The sequence below is a fragment of the Streptomyces sp. NPDC055189 genome (assembly GCF_053606765.1).
In genome coordinates, this window is record NZ_JBSGSG010000004.1 from 82,820 (window position 1) to 99,315 (window position 16,496).

Consider the following 16,496-nt stretch of genomic DNA (forward strand, 5'->3'; position numbering starts at 1 on the left):
GACCGGAACCAGAGAGGAATCAGGCATGCGTGTCCTGTTCACCGTCTTCCCCAGCGTCTCCCACCTGTTTCCGGTCGTGCCGCTCGCCCGCGCCCTGCGTACGGCGGGACACGAGGTCTGCGTCGCGGCACACGACGGCATCGCCGAGTCGGACATGGCGGCGGCCATCACCGCCACTGGCCTGACGGCCGTACGACTGGGACCGCGTGAGGAGCTGCGGGAGATGGTGGCCGCGCACCGCAGCGACGATTCGAGCCGTGCGCGAGAAGCGCTGGCGCTCGACCCGCTGGGGGAGACCGGCTGGGAGCCCGTCAGGGACGTACTCCTTGGCATGTTCTCGAACTACTACCCGACCCGTCCCGGGCCCGAGCCCTGGCCGATGCTCGACGCGCTGGTCGGCTTCGCCCGTTCCTGGCGCCCCGACCTCGTGCTGTGGGACCCGTTGTGCCCCCCGGCGGCCATCGCGGCGCACGCCTGCGGCGCCGCGCACGGGCGGCTGCTGTGGGGCCTGGACAACATCGGCTGGATAAGCCAGGCGCAGGCACCGGGCGACGACAGGTTCGCGGAGTGGATGCGGCCGCTGCTGCGCCGCTACGGCCAGGACTACTCTCCCGAGGCCCTGCTCGGGCAGTGGTCCGTGGATCTGCTGCCGCCCCGGATGCGGTTGCCGGTGGAGGGGCGCTCCCTCTCCGTCAGGCGCGTGCCGTACGCCGGAGCCGTCACCCTGCCCCCTTGGCTGCACGAACCGCCGAGCCGTCCACGGGTCGTGCTCACGCTGGGGATGAGCGCCCGGAAGGAACCCGAGGGGAACAGCGGACTGCCGCTCGGCGACGTGCTCGACGCGGCGGCCGGGCGGGACATCGAGCTGGTCGCGACGCTGGACCCCGGGCAGCTTCCCGCGCGTGAGCTGCCGGACAACGTCCGTGCGGTCGGATACATGCCACTGGATGTCCTGCTGCCCGGTGCATCCGCCGTCGTGCACCACGGCGGTGGCGGAACCTTCGCCGCCGCCGTGGCCCACCGGGTGCCGCACGTCATCGTGCCCGTGCCCAAGTGGGACGAGCGGGCCACGGCCCGCTATGTCCGGGAACGCGGCGCGGGTGCCGTACTCGCGCGCGACGGCCTGTCCGTCGACGAGTTGTACCGGCAGATCGAACGGGTACTGAAGGACTCCTCCTGCCAGGAGGGAGCCACCGCGCTGCACCACGAGTCGCTGGCCCTGCCGGGACCGCCGGAGACGGCCGTGCTGCTGGAGCGGCTCACCGCCGAGCACCGGAGAGGCGGTATCCGATGCGGGTCCTCATCCTGAGCAGCCCGATCCCGACCCACTGCACCCCCATGCTGCCGCTCGCCTGGGCACTGCAGGGAGCGGGCCACACGGTGTTGGTCGCCGGGCAGCCTGACGTCCTGGACGCGGTGTGCGGGGCGGGAGTGAGTGCCGTCAGCGTGGGCGATCGCTTCGACGTCCTCGGGATGCTCGCCGCCGGCCTGGGCGAGGAGGAGCGTCCGCTGCAGGCACGGCCGCGCCCCGCCCGCACTTCCTGGGGAGGGTACGGCCAGGTGTGGTGGGCGAACGCCGGAAAACATCTCGACGAAGTGCTGGAGTTCGCGCGGGGCTTCGGGCCAGATCTGATCGTCGCCGACCCGCTGGAGTACACCTCGCTGTTCGCCGGGGCAGTGCTCGACGTGCCGGTCGTGCACCACCGCTGGGGTGTCGACGCGTTCTCCGGTCCGGCCCTGGAGTTCGTCCGCGAGCCCCTGCGCGAGGAGGGCGAGAGGCGGGGCATCGAAGTGCTCGAACGCCCCACCGCGATGCTCGACCCCTGCCCGCCCGCCCTGCAGAACCCGGATGCCGAGCCCGGCATCCCCATGCGCTATGTGCCGTCCAACGGCAGTGGCGTGCTGCCCGGCTGGCTGCGCGCGGATGCGGCGAAGGGGCGCACCCGAGGGCTGCGGGTCGCTGTTTCCTTCGGCACACAGATCCTGGCGCTGAACGGCGTCCCCTTCACGCGCCGGGTGCTGCGGGCGTTCGAGGACTTCCCGGGGGTGGAGGTGGTCGCCACCATCCCGGCCGAGTACCGCGCGGCCATCGGCCCGGTGCCCGGCAACGTGCGGATGGTCGACCCGGTGCCGCTGCGGCTGTTCCTGGACACCTGCCGGGCCGTGATCCACCAGGGCGGTGCCGGCACCAGCATGACCGCGAACGCCTTCGGCCTCCCGCAGCTCGCTCTCCCGCAGCTCGCCGACGGCTTCGAGCACGGCGACCGGCTGGCCGCCGTGGGTGCGGGGATCACCATCGACGACGCGGCGGAGCAGGACAGCCCCGAGCGGCTGCGTACGGCGCTGACCGTGTTGCTCCAGGACACCGGGATGGCGACCCGTGCCCGGGAGCTTGCGCGTGCGATCGAGGCGGCACCTTCGCCCGCCGACGTCGTCGCACACCTCGAAGCCCTCACCCGTCAGGACCCGACCGAGCGATCGCGCACACCTACCGAGGAGTGAATCCGTTGAGAGTTCTCTTCGTCGCCGCGGGCAGTCCGGCGACCGTCTTCTCCCTCGCACCCCTGGCCACCTCGGTCCGCAACGCGGGACACCAGGTCCTGATGGCGGCGAACGAGGACATGATGCCGTTCGTCGCGGGCGCGGGGCTGGCGGGAGTACCCACCACGTCGCTGCCCATCGCGCACTTCATCACCCTGGACCGCGAGGGCAACCGGGAGGAAATACCGGCGGACCCGGTCGAGCAGGCGCTGTTCACCGGGCGTTGGTTCGCCAGGATGGCCGCCTCCAGCCTGCCGCACATGGTGCGGGTGGCCGAGGAGTGGCGCGCTGACCTCGTCGTCGGCGGCACCATGAGCTACGTCGCGCCGCTGCTCGCCGCCCGCCTCGGCATCCCCTTCGTCCGGCAGGCGTGGGATGCCGTCGAGGCGGACGGCATCCACCCCGGTGCCGAGGCCGAACTCCGCGGCGAACTGGCGGACCTGTCGCTGAGCGGGCTTCCCGAGCCCGACATGTTCATCGACATCTGCCCGCCGAGTCTGCGGCCCGTCGACGCACCACCCTCGCGGCTGATGCGCTACGTCCCGGCGAACGGGCAGCGGCAGCTCGAGCCCTGGATGTACCGGAAGGACGGCCGCGGCCGGCTGTGCGTCACCTCGGGCAGCCGGGTGGCCAAGGACAGCTATGACCAAAGCTTCGGCTTTCTGCGCGGGCTCGCCCGCGAGGCCGCGGGATGGGACACCGAACTGATCGTCGCCGCGCCGGAGAGCGTGGCCGGGCAACTGCGCGAGGAACTGCCCGGTGTCCGCGTGGGCTGGGTGCCGCTGGACGTTCTCGCCCCGACCTGCGATCTGCTCGTCCACCACGCGGGCGGTGTCACGACGCTGACCGGGCTTCAGGCGGGTGTTCCCCAACTCCTCATTCCGCGCGGTGCCGTCCTGGAGAAGCCGGCCCAGCGCGTCGCCGACCACGGCGCGGCGATCACGCTCCAGCCGGGCCAGGACGAGCCCGAGGCGATGGCGGCCGCCTGCCGCGAGCTGCTGGAGGAGGCCTCGTACGGCCTGCGTGCCAAGGAGATCTCGGCCGAGATCAACGCCCTCCCCGCGCCCTGGGAGCTCGTGGGCGACCTGGAGAAGCTGACCGCCGCCTGACGCCCCGCCCGGGGCGGTCGGAAGCGCGGTCCGCCGGCTCCTGATCCCTGACCGCACAACCATCTTTCCGAAAGCAGGAGATTTCATGAAAGCGCTGGTGCTCTCAGGCGGGTCTGGCACCCGCCTGCGCCCCTTCAGTCATTCGATGCCCAAGCAACTCATCCCGATCGCCAACAAGCCCGTACTGGAACATGTGCTGGAAAACATCCGAGAACTCGGAATCACCGACATCGGCGTCGTGGTCGGAGACCGCGGGGCCGAGATCGCCGCCGGTGTGGGTGACGGATCGCGGCTCGGAGTCCGACTCACCTACCTGCAGCAGGACCGACCCCGTGGCCTGGCGCACACCGTGGTCGTGGCACGCGAGTTCCTGGGCGAGGAGGACTTCGTCATGTACCTCGGGGACAACATGCTTCCCGAGGGCGTGCGCTCCATGGCCGAGGACTTCGAGGCCGAGCGGCCCGATGCGCAGATCGTGGTCCACCGCGTCGCGGACCCGCGGGCCTTCGGCGTCGCGGAGCTGGGACCGGAAGGCGAGGTCCTGCGGCTGGTGGAGAAGCCCGCCGAGCCGAAGAGCGACCTTGCGCTGGTCGGCGTGTACTTCTTCACCCCTGCCATCCACCGGGCGGTCGCCGCCATCGAGCCCAGCAAGCGCGGCGAACTGGAGATCACCGACGCCATCCAGTGGTTGGTCGCCGACGGCGCGCGCGTGCGGGCCAGCGAGTACGAGGGCTACTGGAAGGACACCGGCGAGGTCGACGACGTGCTGGAGTGCAACAGCTATCTGCTCCAGCGGCTGAAGCCGTCGGTGCGGGGCGAGGTGGACGCCGAGAGCGTGCTGACGGGCTCCGTCGTCGTCGAGGACGGGGCGCGCGTGGAGCGGTCCCGCATCGAGGGCCCGGCCATCGTCGCGGCCGGCTCGCTGGTCGAGGACAGCGACATCGGACCGGACACCACGATCGGCCGCGACTGCCTGGTCCGCGGTGCGCTGCTCGAATCGACGATCGCTCTGGAAGGCGCCTCTCTCGTCGACGTCCGCGGGATGCACGGTTCGATCATCGGCCGGGGTGCCTCCGTCGGCCCGGCCGACGGCGGCTCGGACCAGCACCGGATGGTCGTGGGGGATCACACAAGGGTGGAGTTCGTGGCATGAGAATCCTGATCACCGGCGCGGCCGGTTTCATCGGCTCACATTTCGTCCGCACGCTGCTCCAGGACGGGTTCCCCGGTTGGGAGGGCGCCCGCGTCACGGCACTGGACAAGCTGACCTACGCGGGCAACCGCGACAGCCTGCCGCCCGACGGGCCGCGGCTGGAGTTCGTACGCGGCGACATCTGCGACCGCGCGCTCCTGCGCGAGGTCATGCCGGGACACGACGCGGTCGTGCACTTTGCGGCCGAGTCCCACGTCGACCGGTCGATCGCGGCGTCCGAGGAGTTCTTCCGTACGAACGTGATGGGCACCCAGTCGGTGCTGGACGCCGTCCTGGCCACCGGCGTCGAGCGGGTCGTGCACGTCTCCACCGACGAGGTCTACGGCTCGATAGCCGAGGGTTGCTGGACGGAGGACAGGCCGCTCGAGCCCAACACGCCCTACGCCGCCTCCAAGGCGGGCTCCGACCTGGTGGCCAGGGCAGCCTGGAAGACACACGGGGTCGACGTGTCCATCACCAGGTGCTCCAACAACTACGGCCCCTACCAGCACCCGGAGAAGCTGATCCCGCTGTTCACCACGCGGCTGCTCGCGGGCGAGACGGTGCCGCTGTACGGGGACGGGAGCAACGTCCGCGAGTGGCTGCACGTCGACGACCACTGCCGCGGCATTCACCTGGTGTTGAACAAGGGCCGGGCCGGCGAGATCTACAACATCGGCGGCGGCGACGAGCGGACCAACCGGCAGATCACCGAGCGGTTGCTCGAACTCACCGACTCCGGACCGGAGTTGATTCGCTGGGTGGCCGACCGCAAGGGGCACGACCTGCGCTATGCCATCAACGAGGACAAGATTCGCGGAGAACTGGGCTACGCGCCGCGTGTCCCCTTCGAGCAGGGCCTGGCCGAAACCGTGGCCTGGTACCGCGACAACCCCGGCTGGTGGAAGGAAGCGGAACAGGGGACCGGGCATGCGGCTCACTGAGGCCGGAGCACCGGCTGGATCCGGGGCCCAGTCCCCGGCCGCGCCCCGCGCCCTGGCCGCCTCTTCGCTGCGGGGACGGAGGGTTGTCCTGCTGGGCAGCACCGGGTTCGTCGGCCGGCACCTGCGCCGTTCACTGCTCGCCGAGGGCGCCCGGCTGCTGGAGGTGTCCCCTTCCGCCACCGTGTCGCAGGGCTCGTCGCACGGGCCGCCCGTCGGCGCCGTCGCACTCGACCTGCTGCATACGGACGCCGCCGGCATTGCCGAACTCCTCGATTCCTTCCGGGCAGAGGTCGTCGTGAACGCGGCGGGCCGACTGTGGGAAGTGAGCGAGGAGGCCATGTGGCGCAGCAACGTCGAGCTTGTCCGTCAGCTGGTGGCCGCGCTCACGTTGCTCGACCGCCGGCCCAGGCTGCTGCAACTCGGCAGCGTGCACGAATACGGCCTCGGCGACCCGCGGATCGCCACGAGTGAGGACCAGGAACCGGCACCGCTCGGCGCCTATGGGCGCAGCAAGCTGGCCGCCACCCGAGCAGTGCTGGCGGCGTCCGGTCCTTCCGGGCTCGACGGCGTTGTCCTGCGGGTCGCCAACGTGACGGGCAGCGGCCAGCCCCCGGGCAGCTTGTTCGGCCGGATCAGCGCGCACCTCGCGGAGGCGGGGAGCGCCCGGGGGAGGGGGGAGCAACCGGATCCGCTGACGCTGAAGCCGTTGCGCGCCCACCGGGACCTTGTGGATGTGGCGGACATGTTCGCCGCGGTGGCCGCGGCGGCCTGCGTACCGGAGGAACGGCTGAGTGAGCGGCTGTTCAACGTCGGCAGCGGCCGTGCCGTCGTGATGCGGGACGTGGTCGAGGACATGATCCGGCTCAGCGGACTTCCCGTGCCGTTGGTGGAGGTTCCCGACGAGCGGCCCGCTCCCGAGTCCCCCGACTGGCAACAGCTGGACATTGCTCGCGCCCGGCGGGTCCTGGGCTGGGTTCCGCGGTACGAACTGCGTGAGTCGCTGCGGGACATGCTCCCGCGGACGACGGCTAGTGGCGAAGAGGGGACATGGTAATGAGCGAGGCCAAGGAACTCCTCCTGGACCAGGTGCGGAGTTACCACGACAGCAGCGAGCCCGGCCGGGAGTTCATCCCCGGAGTCACCGAGATCTGGCCCTCGGGCGCCGTACTGGACGCGAATGACAGGGCGTCGCTGGTCGAGGCGGCTCTCGATCTGAGGATCGCGGCGGGGAGCAGCTCGCGAAAGTTCGAGTCGCGGTTCGCCCGTCGGCTGGGGCGGCGCAAGGCGCACCTGACGAACTCGGGATCGTCGGCCAACCTCCTGGCGACCTCCGCGCTCACCTCCCACCTGCTCGGTGACGCCCAGCTGCGTCCGGGCGACGAGGTGATCACCGTGGCGGCCGGCTTTCCCACCACGGTCAACCCGATCCTGCAGAGCAAGCTGGTGCCGGTCTTCGTGGACGTGGAACTGGGGACCTACAACACCACGGCGGAGCGGGTGGCGGCCGCCATCGGCCCCAGGACGCGCGCGATCATGATCGCCCATGCCCTCGGCAATCCCTTCGAGGTCACGGAGATCGCCCAGCTCGCGGCCGAGCACGAGCTCTTCCTGATCGAGGACAACTGCGACGCGGTCGGTTCCCTCTATGACGGGAAGCTGACCGGCTCGTTCGGCGACATGTCGACGGTCAGTTTCTATCCCGCGCACCACCTGACGATGGGTGAGGGCGGCTGCGTTCTCACCTCGAACCTGGCGCTCGCCCGCATCGTGGAGTCACTGCGCGACTGGGGGCGGGACTGCTGGTGCGAGCCCGGCGAGAGCAACAAGTGCCTCAAACGGTTCGACTACCAAATGGGCAGCCTCCCGGCCGGATACGACCACAAGTACATCTTCTCCCATCTGGGCTACAACCTGAAGACGACCGATCTCCAGGCATCGCTGGGGCTGTCGCAGCTGGCCAAGCTGGACGACTTCATCGCGGCCCGGCGGCGCAACTGGGCGCGGCTGCGGGACGGGCTCGACGGGCTACCCGGTCTGATCCTTCCGCGCGCCACCCCGCGCAGCGAACCGAGCTGGTTCGGGTTCGCGCTCACCGTCGATCCGAAGGCGCCGTTCTCCCGGGCCGAGCTGGCGAACTTCCTGGAGGGGCGCAAGATCGGCACCCGTCGGCTGTTCGCGGGCAACCTGACCCGGCACCCGGCCTACACGGGACAACCACAGCGTGTGGTGGGGGAGTTGACCAACAGCGACATCATCACCGACCACACCTTCTGGATCGGCGTCTATCCGGCGCTCACCACGGAGATGCTCGACTACATGACCTCCTCGATCAAGGAGTTCGTCGCCGCACACAGCTCGCACGTGACCTCACCCGGCAGCAGGACGTGACATGGAGATAGTGGGAAACGGCTTCCTCGCCCGCAATCTGCGGCCCATCAGCGACCGGCACCCCGACACGCTCGTGCTGGCCGCCGGGGTCTCGTGGGCGAGCGGCACCTCCGAGGCCGACTTCGCGAGAGAGGAGGCACTGCTGAGGGATGCCGCCCGGCGGTGCGTGGCCACCGGCCGCAGACTGCTGTTCTTCTCCACGGCGGCCACCGGGATGTACGGCAACGCCGGCGCGCCGGGCCGTGAGGACATGCCCATTGTGCCCGGCACGCCCTACGGGGCTCACAAGCTCGCGTTGGAGGAGCAGCTGCGTGCCGACGGCGCCGACCACCTGATCCTGCGCCTGGGCCATCTGGCGGGACCGGGTCAGCCGACGCACCAACTGCTGCCCACGCTGGTCGAGCAGATGCGCGGCGGTGTCGTGCGCATCCACAAGGGCGCGGCACGCGACCTGATCGCGGTGGCCGACGTGATCGAGATCGTGGACCGGCTGCTCGAACTCGGGCTGCGGGCCGAGACGGTCAACGTCGCGTCAGGCCACGCGGTGCCGGTGGACGACATCGTCGACCACCTCGGCCGGAACCTCGGCCTCACCTTCCGGCGGGACTACCGGGGTGAGGGCAGTCACCACACCATCTCCATCGACAAGATGCGCTCCTTGGTTCCCGAGGTCGAGTCCATGGGCTTCGGCCCCGGCTACTTCCGGCGCGTACTCGACCTCTTCACGCAGTCCCGCCCGGCCATCGCCTGAGAGCGAGCGAATGAAGCAGAAGACAGGAACCGGAGGATTCGGCATGCTCACGGGCGCCGAGAACACGACAGAGCGAGCGGGCACGCGCGGCATCCGGCCGCGGGAAAACCCCGGTCCAGGGGAGCGCCTTGCGCTGTCCGCGGCTGCCACGAGCGGTGCGTACATGACGTCCGGGGAGGTGCGTGACTGGCTGACGGAGCGCAGGGCAGCGGGCGGTTTCCACGTCGAGCGCATTCCCTTCGCCGCGCTCGACGGATGGTCGTTCGAGGAGGGTACGGGCAACCTCGCCCATCGCAGTCGGCGGTTCTTCACCGTGGAGGGGCTGCACGTCGTGGAGAACGGCGAGCCCTACGGCGACGGCCCGTACCAGGAGTGGCAGCAGCCTGTGATCAAGCAGCCCGAGGTCGGGATCCTGGGCATCCTGGCCAAGGAGATCGACGGCGTGCTGCACTTCCTGATGCAGGCGAAGATGGAGCCCGGAAACCCGAACCTCCTGCAGCTCTCGCCCACGGTGCAGGCGACGCGCAGCAACTACACCAAGGCGCACCGCGGCGCGGACGTGAAGTACATCGAGTACTTCATCGATCGCGAGCCCGACGGGATCGTGGCCGACGCGCTCCAGTCCGAGCACGGCGCGTGGTTCTACCAGAAGTCCAATCGGAACATGGTGGTCGAGGTGACCGGCGAGGTGCCGTTGCTGCCGGACTTCTGCTGGCTGACACTCGGACAGATCGCCGAACTCCTGCACGACGACAATGTCGTGAACATGGATGCGCGCACCGTGCTCTCCTGCCTTCCGTACCCGGCCGTCTCCGACGAGGGGCTGCTGTCCGACACACAGGTGCTGGCCTGGTTCACCGGCGAGCGCAGCCGGCACGACGTACACGCCTCCCGTGTGCCGCTCGACTCGGTTCCGCTGTGGAGCAGGGACGAGCGCTCGATCCGGCACGACGAGGACCGCTACTTCCAGGTCGTCGCCGTCGCCGTGCGGGCTGGAAACCGCGAGGTGAGCGGCTGGACACAGCCGCTGTTCGAGCCGATGGGCCGCGGCGTGACCGCGTTCCTCACCCGGACCTTCGGCGGGGTGCGGCACGTCCTTGTGCACGCACGCGTCGAGGGAGGATTTCTGGACACGGTCGAACTGGCCCCCACCGTGCAGTACACCCCGGAGAACTACGCCCACCTGCCCGCCGGGCGACGGCCCCTCTTCCTGGACCATGTGCTGAACTGCGCCCCCACAGACATCCGGTACGAGGCGGTGCACTCCGAGGAGGGCGGGCGCTTCCTCAACGCGGAGAGCCGTTACATGATCATCGACAGTGACGGGGATCCGGCGGTGCCGGCCGACCCGCCGCGCGGCTACGCCTGGATCACCCCGGACCAGCTCACCTCGCTCACCAGGTACGGGCATTACCTCAACGTGCAGGCTCGCACCCTGCTCGCCTGCCTGCACGCCTCCCGGAGCGTGCGGCGATGAGCGTCCTGCCGCTGCGCTTCGGGATCCTGGGCGGCGCCGACATCGCGGTCCGGCGGATGCTGCCGGCCATGGCGGCGCTGCCGGAGACCAGAATCACGGCCGTCGCCAGCCGGACAGCGGCCAAAGCCGCAGTGGTCGCGGAACCCTATGGCGCGGCACCGGTGGAGGGGTACGAGGCGCTGCTGCGGCGCGACGACGTGGACGCGGTGTACATCCCGCTGCCGGCGGCCCTGCATGCCGAGTGGGCCGAGGCGGCCCTGTGGGCGGGCAAGCACGTGCTCGGGGAGAAACCGCTGACCACCGATGTGGCGGCCACGGCACGGCTGACGGCACTGGCGGAGGGCGCGGGCCTTGCACTGATGGAGAACATCATGTTCCTCCACCATCCGCTGCACGAGGCCGTACGCGGGCTCGTCGCGCGGGGCACGATCGGTGAGGTCCGCTCGTTCCAGGCCGCCTTCGCGATTCCGCCGTTGCCGGAGAACGACATCAGGTACGACCCGGAGCTTGGTGGCGGAGCGCTGTGGGATGTGGGTGTCTACCCGCTTCGCGCGGCGCAGCACTTCCTCGACGGGCAACCCGGGCCGGGCGGCGACGGCTCCGGCGCCCTGGAGGTGATCGGTGCCTCGCTCCACGGTGGCGAGGGCCGCGGCGTGGAGACCTCGGGTGCCGTGCTGTTGCGTGCTCCCGCGGGGGTGACGGCGCAGCTCACCTTCGGCATGGAGCACGCCTACCGCTCCTTCTACGAACTGTGGGGCAGCGCGGGGAGGATCACTGTGGAGCGCGCCTACACACCGCCGTCCGACCGGTGCCCCGTGATCAGAGTGGAGTGCGGTGGTGAGGTTGAGGAGATTCTTCTGGATCCCGCGGATCAGGTCACCCGTACTCTGCGGGCCTTCGCGCTGTCGGCGAGCTCGGGCACGGGGCAGGCCTTTGACAGGGCAGCCCCCCTGAGACTGGCGCAGTTGCTCGAGGCGGTTCACCGAGCGGGGAGAGGTCGTTGATCCAAAGGTAAGCTTCCGGGGGTGGTTTCTTTTGGATCACTGGACATGACCCGGACCTCGGCGGTCGGTCCAGTACGCGGGCGTCGGGGCCCGGCGCGGCTGCGCGGCCCGCGCGCACGGGCCCCTAGTGCCGGGCCCCGGCGGCATGCCGAGGGCCGTGAGCGACGGCGGAGTCGGCCGACGCGACCCAGGTCAGGTCCTCGTCGGCGCCGGCTCCGGCCAGCAGCGCGTCCACCACCTTCTCCCAGGTGCCGTCGGCCACCCACTTGCGCAGCCGGTTGTGCACGCCCTTCCACGAGCCGTACTCGGCGGGCAGGTCCATCCATGCGCAGCCGGTTCGGTACTTGCAGGCGATCGCGTCGATCACCTGCCGGTGATCCCGCCATCGGCCGCCCCGCTGCGGCGTCCTGTCCGGCAGGAGCGGTTCGATCCGTGCCCACTGTGCGTCGGTCAGAGAGGTGTCCGGCTCGGCCGTTGCGCGATCCGAAGGAAACGGCTCACGGGAACCCGCCGGGTAGGCGGAATTGAGCATGTCGGTCGCGCAGCCGAGCAGAGCCTTGCGCTTCTCCTCGGCGTCACCCTCGATGTTCTGGATCGCGAAGACGCCGAAGTGCAGCGTGAGCAGGGCACTTACGGAGCGTACCTGGACCTCGACGGAGGCATCCGGCTCTTTGAGCAGGTCCGCGATGGTGCTGGTTCTGAGGCCGAACTGCTGCCCCACGGACAGTTCGCTGATGGTTGCGTGATTCTGTTGGATCATGGCCACAAGCGGTGCGGCATCGCTGAAGATCACGCTGTACCGAGCGAGCAGCTCCCGCTTGGTCTCCGGCGTGCGGGGACGGCTGTTCACCCACGTGATGAGCCCGTCGAGATCGTCGATCACGGTCTGGGCCAGGCTGATGAGGATGTCTTCCTTGGTCTTGAAGTGGTGGTACAAGGCGGCCTTGGTGACCCCCAGTTCCTCGGAGATCTCCCGTAGGGAGGTCTCCGCGTAGCCGCGCTCGCAGAACAGCTCCAGGGCTGTCTTCCTGATGCGTTCCCGGGTGCCGCTCACGGGTGCCTGCGTGATGGTCATCTGTGCCCTTCTCCTTCGGTCCCTACTTGACGACCGGCTAGGCCATGCCTACGCTCTCAATCTATCGGCCCTGTCGGCCGGCAGGTAACCACATACCCGCAGAGATGGGGGAAGCATGCCTGAGGGCAGCACAGCAGCTGGTCAGCCCGCCGAGGCGGCGGTACAAGCTCTCCCGCAGCCGCGAGGACTGTGGATGGCGCTGTTTCCTCTGGTTCTCACGATGGCCCTGTCGCAGCTCGACCACCTCGTTCTGACGTCGGCGACGCCCGCCGTCGTCTCCGAGTTGGGCGGGCTCGACTATCTGGCGTGGATGGCGACCTCCTACACACTCACCGTGGCGGTCACCACCCCCGTGTGGGGCAAGCTCGGTGACATGTACGGCCGCAAGGGCGCGTTCATGACATCGATCGGCATCTTCCTGCTCGGCTCGGTGCTCGGGGGGATGTCGCAGTCCATGGGGCAGATGGTGGCCTTCCGTACCCTCCAGGGGCTCGGTGCCGCCGGGCTGATGGTGGGAACGTTCGCCATTGTCGGCACGCTCGTGCCGGGTCGGGACAGAGCGAAGTACCAGGGCCTGTTCTCCGGAGTCATGGCTGTGGCGATGGTGGGGGGCGGGCCCGTCGGCGGCCTCGTCACCGACACTCTCGGCTGGCGCTGGGCCTTCTACATCAACGTCCCGATCGGCGTCGCCGCCCTCCTTCTCACCGCCGGCTGCGTACGACTGCCGCACAACCGGCTCAAGGCCCGCCCCGACTACAAGGGTGCCGCGCTGCTGGCCGTTTCGGTGGCATCGGTGCTGCTGCTCAGCACCTTGGGCGGTCGGCAGTTCGACTGGCTGAGCCCGCAGGTCGTCGGGCTCGCGCTGCTCTCACTGGGCGCCGGCTTCTATTTCGTCCGCGTCGAGCGCCGGGTCGAGGAGCCGGTCCTCTCGCTCCGCCTCTTCCGCGACATCAACTTCACGCTCGGGACCCTCATGGGCTTCCTGGTCGGCCTCGTGCTCTTCGGCGCGATGACGTACTTACCGCTGTTCCAGCAGGTGGCGCAGGGCGCTTCTCCCACCCGGGCCGGGCTGCTGCTGCTTCCGATCATCGGCGCGATGACGATCGTCAACGTGATCGTGGGCCAGGTGATCAGCAGGACGGGCAAGTACCGCACCTTCATGATCGTCGGCTCTGTGCTGATCCCCGTCGGCCTGCTCCTGATGACCCGGATAGGGCCCGACACACCACAGTCGGTCGCCGGCGGATACATGGCGGTCTTCGGTTCGGGCCTCGGCCTGCTGATGCAGGCCACGATGCTCATATCGCTGGAGGCCGTGGAGATGAAGGACCTCGGAGTCGCCTCCTCGACCGCACTCCTCGCCCGCACCGTGGGCGGCTCGGTGGGCGCCGCCGTCATGGGCACGCTCTTCACCGACCGGCTCGAGACCAGCCTCGCCGAGCACGCGGGGGAGCCCGGTGCATCAGGCCTCCCCGCTGCGCAGCAGCTGGACACCGCCGTGGTGGCGAAGCTGCCCGAAGCGGCACGAAACCTCTACGAGCAGGCCGTTGCCGACGGAATGCAGCTCGTGTTCCTCGTCGGTGCGCTGATAACCATCGGGGCCGCCATATCGGCCTGGTTCATCAGAGAGGTCCCGCTACGCGGTACGGAAGCACCACAGGAAGACGCCCCGGAACCCTCCCCCGGAGGAGCGCCGGCCCCGCGTCCCTAGAACCGCCCCTCGGGGCGCCGGTGGTGCGGCCCTGTCCCCCGTCGGGGCCGCACCACCACTCCCGGATTTCCAGCGGGGCACCTCCGGTATCGAACAAGCCCCGCATGCTCACCAGTTGGACCAAGGAGACAGTCATGACTGACAACCCGCTGCGCCTCGCCGTCATCGTGGGAAGTATCAGGCCCCAGCGATTCGGGCCCACGGTCGCCCAGTGGTTCGTCGACATCGCCCGGCGCAGGGACGATCTGGAGATCGACCACATCGACCTGTCGGACTTCCCCGTGGGGGCCGGCGCCCCCTCGATGACCCCGCCCGAAGACGTCGTCGAGGTGCTGGGCGAGCTGTCGCCCCGCCTGGAGGCCGCGGACGGTTTCGTGGTGGTGACGCCCGAGTACAACCACAGCTACCCGGCCTCCCTCAAGGCCGCGATCGACTGGCACCAGGCGCAGTTCCACGCGAAGCCCGTGGCGTTCGTCTGCTACGGCGGCATCTCGGGAGGGCTGCGGGCCGTGGAGCACCTGCGTGGTGTCTTCGCCGAGCTGCACGCGGTCACCACGCGCGACACCGTCAGCTTCCAGCACTGCCACGGCCAGTTCGACCCCCAGGGGCAGCCCGTCGACACGGAGGGCCCCGCCGGCGCGGCCAAGGCGCTTCTCGACCAGGTCACCTGGTGGGCCCGCGCACTCAAGGATGCCAAGGCCAAGACCCCGTACGGGGAGTGAGCGGCACGCTTCCGCCGTGAGGGCGGCAGTTTCGGAGCACGGGAGGAGGGGTGGCTCCATGGCACCGGGCATATCCGGCACTTCGGCGGCGCCAGACGGACCAGGGGTCCCCGCTCGGCCGACCGCACGCCCTCCCGTGGACTGGGACGACCGCCTCCGCGGAGGGCTGTTGGCGGTGCTGGCCGGCAACATGCTCATCGATGCCACCGAGGTGGCGGTCGCCGTCGTCGCCCTGCCGTCGATGCGCGCTGATCTGCACCTCTCCCTGGCGTCGGCGCAGTGGCTGGTCACCGGGTTCGCGGCGGGGTTCGGCGGGCTGATGCTCTTCGGGACGCGCCTTGTGCACCGGTACGGACGCCGCCGCGTCTATCTGACGGCGATTGTCGCCTTCGCCGTCGTCTCCCTGCTCGGCAGCCTGGCCCGCGATCCCGGACTGCTGCTGACGGCCCGGCTGGTCAAAGGGTTCTGCGTCGCCCTCACCGCGCCCACGGGACTGGCCATCATCACCAGCGCGGGGCCCGGGGGCAGGGTGCGGGACAGGGCGATATCGGTTTACACGCTGTTCGGGGCCGTGGGATTCTCCGCGGGACTGGTGCTGTCCGGCTTTCTCACCGTGGCGAGTTGGCGCTGGACCTTCGTGCTGCCGGGCCTCGCCATGCTCGCGCTGCTCCCCGGAGCGCTCAGACTCATTCCGCCGGACCCCCCGCGGACACCGGCTGCCGAAGGGCGAGCGCGAAACGGCGGGGCGGGAAGTCCGCGCACCCTCGAAGCGCTCTGCTTCACCGGGGCTCTGGTGGCGCTCGTTCACGGAGTCACCGGCGTACCCGCCCACGGCTGGCTTGCTGTCCGGAGCGTCACCTCGCTGACGCCGGCCGTGCTGCTGCTCGCCTTCGTCGCGTGGAGGGGCGCAGGGACTCCCGACAAGCTGTTGAAGGTGTCGCGGTTCGGCAACCGTGATCTGCGGGGCGCCGCGTTCTGCGCCGCCTCGCTCAACGGCTCCTATCTGGGGCTGTTGCTGGTGGCCACTCTCCAGTTGCAGGAAGAGCAGGGTTGGAGTCCTCTGACTTCGGCCTTGGCGTTGCTGCCGGCCAGCCTGCCGCTCGCGCTCTCCGCGCCGTTCGCCGGTCGCCTGGTGCGCCGGTTCGCCCCCGCGAGGCTGATCGCGGTGGGGCTGTTCTTCCCGGTGCTCGGCTACGGCTGGTACCTCTGGCGTCACGAGCCCTTCAGCTATGCCACCGGGCTGCTGCCGACGCTGCTCCTGGTCGCTGCCGGATTCGTGCTGTCCTTCACGGCGCTGAACGTGGAAGCGACCGCCGGGGCTCCTGCCGAAGACAAGGCGGAGATTTCCGGCACTTACCAGACCGCCGTCCAGCTCGGTGCCGTGTTCGTCCCCGCCGTGGTGGCGGCCCTGCTGAGCGACGCGAGCGGCGGCGTCACCGTGGGACGCCCCGCGCTTGCCGTGGTGTGTGCGGTCGGGGCGGCCGGCTTCCTGCTGGGGTTGTCAGGGCTGCGCCGGGCGCACCGGGCGGGAGACCGCCACGTGACCGGGGCCCCGTGATCGGCGTCATACGAGACTTCTGGG

14 protein-coding genes are annotated in these 16,496 nt (G+C 69.8%); 13 read left to right on the top strand and 1 reads right to left on the bottom strand.

The window, feature by feature from the left end; genetic code table 11:
• Window positions 1-25 precede the first annotated feature (25 nt).
• The 10 genes from ACWFR3_RS04735 to ACWFR3_RS04780 all read left to right on the top strand — a co-directional run bounded on the left by ACWFR3_RS04735 (window position 26) and on the right by ACWFR3_RS04780 (window position 11,406).
• A complete protein-coding gene (locus ACWFR3_RS04735; protein WP_453733097.1) occupies window positions 26-1,309 on the top strand; it encodes a nucleotide disphospho-sugar-binding domain-containing protein in 1,284 nt (427 codons plus the stop codon).
• Window positions 1,291-2,502: a nucleotide disphospho-sugar-binding domain-containing protein gene (locus ACWFR3_RS04740; RefSeq protein WP_453733098.1), complete on the top strand. Its 1,212-nt coding sequence runs from the start codon at window positions 1,291-1,293 to the stop codon at window positions 2,500-2,502. The genes ACWFR3_RS04735 and ACWFR3_RS04740 overlap by 19 nt, the downstream gene beginning before the upstream one ends.
• Complete coding sequence (locus ACWFR3_RS04745) at window positions 2,499-3,650, top strand: nucleotide disphospho-sugar-binding domain-containing protein (RefSeq protein ID WP_453733099.1); 1,152 nt, start codon at window positions 2,499-2,501, stop codon at window positions 3,648-3,650. Before ACWFR3_RS04740 ends, ACWFR3_RS04745 begins: the two co-directional genes overlap by 4 nt.
• Window positions 3,651-3,735: 85 nt before the next feature.
• Complete coding sequence (locus tag ACWFR3_RS04750) at window positions 3,736-4,803, top strand: glucose-1-phosphate thymidylyltransferase (RefSeq protein WP_453733100.1); 1,068 nt, start codon at window positions 3,736-3,738, stop codon at window positions 4,801-4,803.
• Window positions 4,800-5,786 carry a dTDP-glucose 4,6-dehydratase gene (gene rfbB, locus ACWFR3_RS04755; RefSeq protein WP_453733101.1) on the top strand — a complete coding sequence of 329 codons (987 nt, stop codon included), beginning with the start codon at window positions 4,800-4,802 and terminating at the stop codon, window positions 5,784-5,786. The genes ACWFR3_RS04750 and rfbB overlap by 4 nt, the downstream gene beginning before the upstream one ends.
• Window positions 5,773-6,840 carry an NAD-dependent epimerase/dehydratase family protein gene (locus ACWFR3_RS04760; RefSeq protein WP_453733102.1) on the top strand — a complete coding sequence of 356 codons (1,068 nt, stop codon included), beginning with the start codon at window positions 5,773-5,775 and terminating at the stop codon, window positions 6,838-6,840. Before rfbB ends, ACWFR3_RS04760 begins: the two co-directional genes overlap by 14 nt.
• Entirely contained in the window at window positions 6,840-8,174 is a 1,335-nt protein-coding gene (rfbH, locus tag ACWFR3_RS04765; RefSeq protein ID WP_453733103.1) for a lipopolysaccharide biosynthesis protein RfbH, read from the top strand. The genes ACWFR3_RS04760 and rfbH overlap by 1 nt, the downstream gene beginning before the upstream one ends.
• Before the next feature lies 1 nt (window position 8,175).
• Window positions 8,176-8,925 carry an NAD-dependent epimerase/dehydratase family protein gene (locus ACWFR3_RS04770; RefSeq protein ID WP_453733104.1) on the top strand — a complete coding sequence of 250 codons (750 nt, stop codon included), beginning with the start codon at window positions 8,176-8,178 and terminating at the stop codon, window positions 8,923-8,925.
• A gap of 43 nt (window positions 8,926-8,968) precedes the next feature.
• Window positions 8,969-10,402, top strand: a complete 1,434-nt coding sequence (locus ACWFR3_RS04775) for an NDP-hexose 2,3-dehydratase family protein (protein WP_453733105.1) — start codon at window positions 8,969-8,971, stop codon at window positions 10,400-10,402.
• The gene (locus ACWFR3_RS04780; RefSeq protein ID WP_453733106.1) at window positions 10,399-11,406 is read left to right on the top strand and encodes a Gfo/Idh/MocA family protein; all 1,008 of its coding nucleotides are present in this window, start codon (window positions 10,399-10,401) and stop codon (window positions 11,404-11,406) included. The genes ACWFR3_RS04775 and ACWFR3_RS04780 overlap by 4 nt, the downstream gene beginning before the upstream one ends.
• Before the next feature lie 124 nt (window positions 11,407-11,530).
• On the opposite strand, the gene ACWFR3_RS04785 is transcribed toward ACWFR3_RS04780, so the two are convergent.
• A complete protein-coding gene (locus ACWFR3_RS04785; RefSeq protein ID WP_453733107.1) occupies window positions 11,531-12,481 on the bottom strand; it encodes a transposase in 951 nt (316 codons plus the stop codon).
• Between the two features lie 193 nt (window positions 12,482-12,674).
• Here ACWFR3_RS04785 and ACWFR3_RS04790 point away from each other — a divergent pair, with 193 nt between their 5' ends.
• The 3 genes from ACWFR3_RS04790 (at window position 12,675) to ACWFR3_RS04800 (ending at window position 16,472) form a co-directional block, all read left to right on the top strand.
• Window positions 12,675-14,192, top strand: a complete 1,518-nt coding sequence (locus ACWFR3_RS04790) for an MDR family MFS transporter (RefSeq protein WP_453733108.1) — start codon at window positions 12,675-12,677, stop codon at window positions 14,190-14,192.
• A 134-nt stretch (window positions 14,193-14,326) separates the two neighbouring features.
• On the top strand, window positions 14,327-14,914 hold the full coding sequence (locus ACWFR3_RS04795; protein WP_453733109.1) for an NADPH-dependent FMN reductase: 588 nt from the start codon (window positions 14,327-14,329) through the stop codon (window positions 14,912-14,914).
• Between the two features lie 175 nt (window positions 14,915-15,089).
• Complete coding sequence (locus tag ACWFR3_RS04800) at window positions 15,090-16,472, top strand: MFS transporter (RefSeq protein WP_453733220.1); 1,383 nt, start codon at window positions 15,090-15,092, stop codon at window positions 16,470-16,472.
• The last annotated feature ends 24 nt before the right edge of the window (window positions 16,473-16,496 follow it).

Bases quoted from the DNA above. Each gene is read 5' to 3' on its own strand.
- rfbB (WP_453733101.1), top strand. From the start codon at position 4,800: ATGAGAATCCTGATCACCGGCGCGGCCGGTTTCATCGGCTCACATTTC.
- ACWFR3_RS04735 (WP_453733097.1), top strand. From the start codon at position 26: ATGCGTGTCCTGTTCACCGTCTTCCCCAGCGTCTCCCACCTGTTTCCG.
- ACWFR3_RS04775 (WP_453733105.1), top strand. From the start codon at position 8,969: ATGCTCACGGGCGCCGAGAACACGACAGAGCGAGCGGGCACGCGCGGC.
- ACWFR3_RS04750 (WP_453733100.1), top strand. From the start codon at position 3,736: ATGAAAGCGCTGGTGCTCTCAGGCGGGTCTGGCACCCGCCTGCGCCCC.
- ACWFR3_RS04770 (WP_453733104.1), top strand. From the start codon at position 8,176: ATGGAGATAGTGGGAAACGGCTTCCTCGCCCGCAATCTGCGGCCCATC.
- ACWFR3_RS04795 (WP_453733109.1), top strand. From the start codon at position 14,327: ATGACTGACAACCCGCTGCGCCTCGCCGTCATCGTGGGAAGTATCAGG.
- ACWFR3_RS04780 (WP_453733106.1), top strand. From the start codon at position 10,399: ATGAGCGTCCTGCCGCTGCGCTTCGGGATCCTGGGCGGCGCCGACATC.
- ACWFR3_RS04760 (WP_453733102.1), top strand. From the start codon at position 5,773: ATGCGGCTCACTGAGGCCGGAGCACCGGCTGGATCCGGGGCCCAGTCC.
- rfbH (WP_453733103.1), top strand. From the start codon at position 6,840: ATGAGCGAGGCCAAGGAACTCCTCCTGGACCAGGTGCGGAGTTACCAC.
- ACWFR3_RS04790 (WP_453733108.1), top strand. From the start codon at position 12,675: ATGGCGCTGTTTCCTCTGGTTCTCACGATGGCCCTGTCGCAGCTCGAC.
- ACWFR3_RS04740 (WP_453733098.1), top strand. From the start codon at position 1,291: ATGCGGGTCCTCATCCTGAGCAGCCCGATCCCGACCCACTGCACCCCC.
- ACWFR3_RS04785 (WP_453733107.1), bottom strand. From the start codon at position 12,481: ATGACCATCACGCAGGCACCCGTGAGCGGCACCCGGGAACGCATCAGG.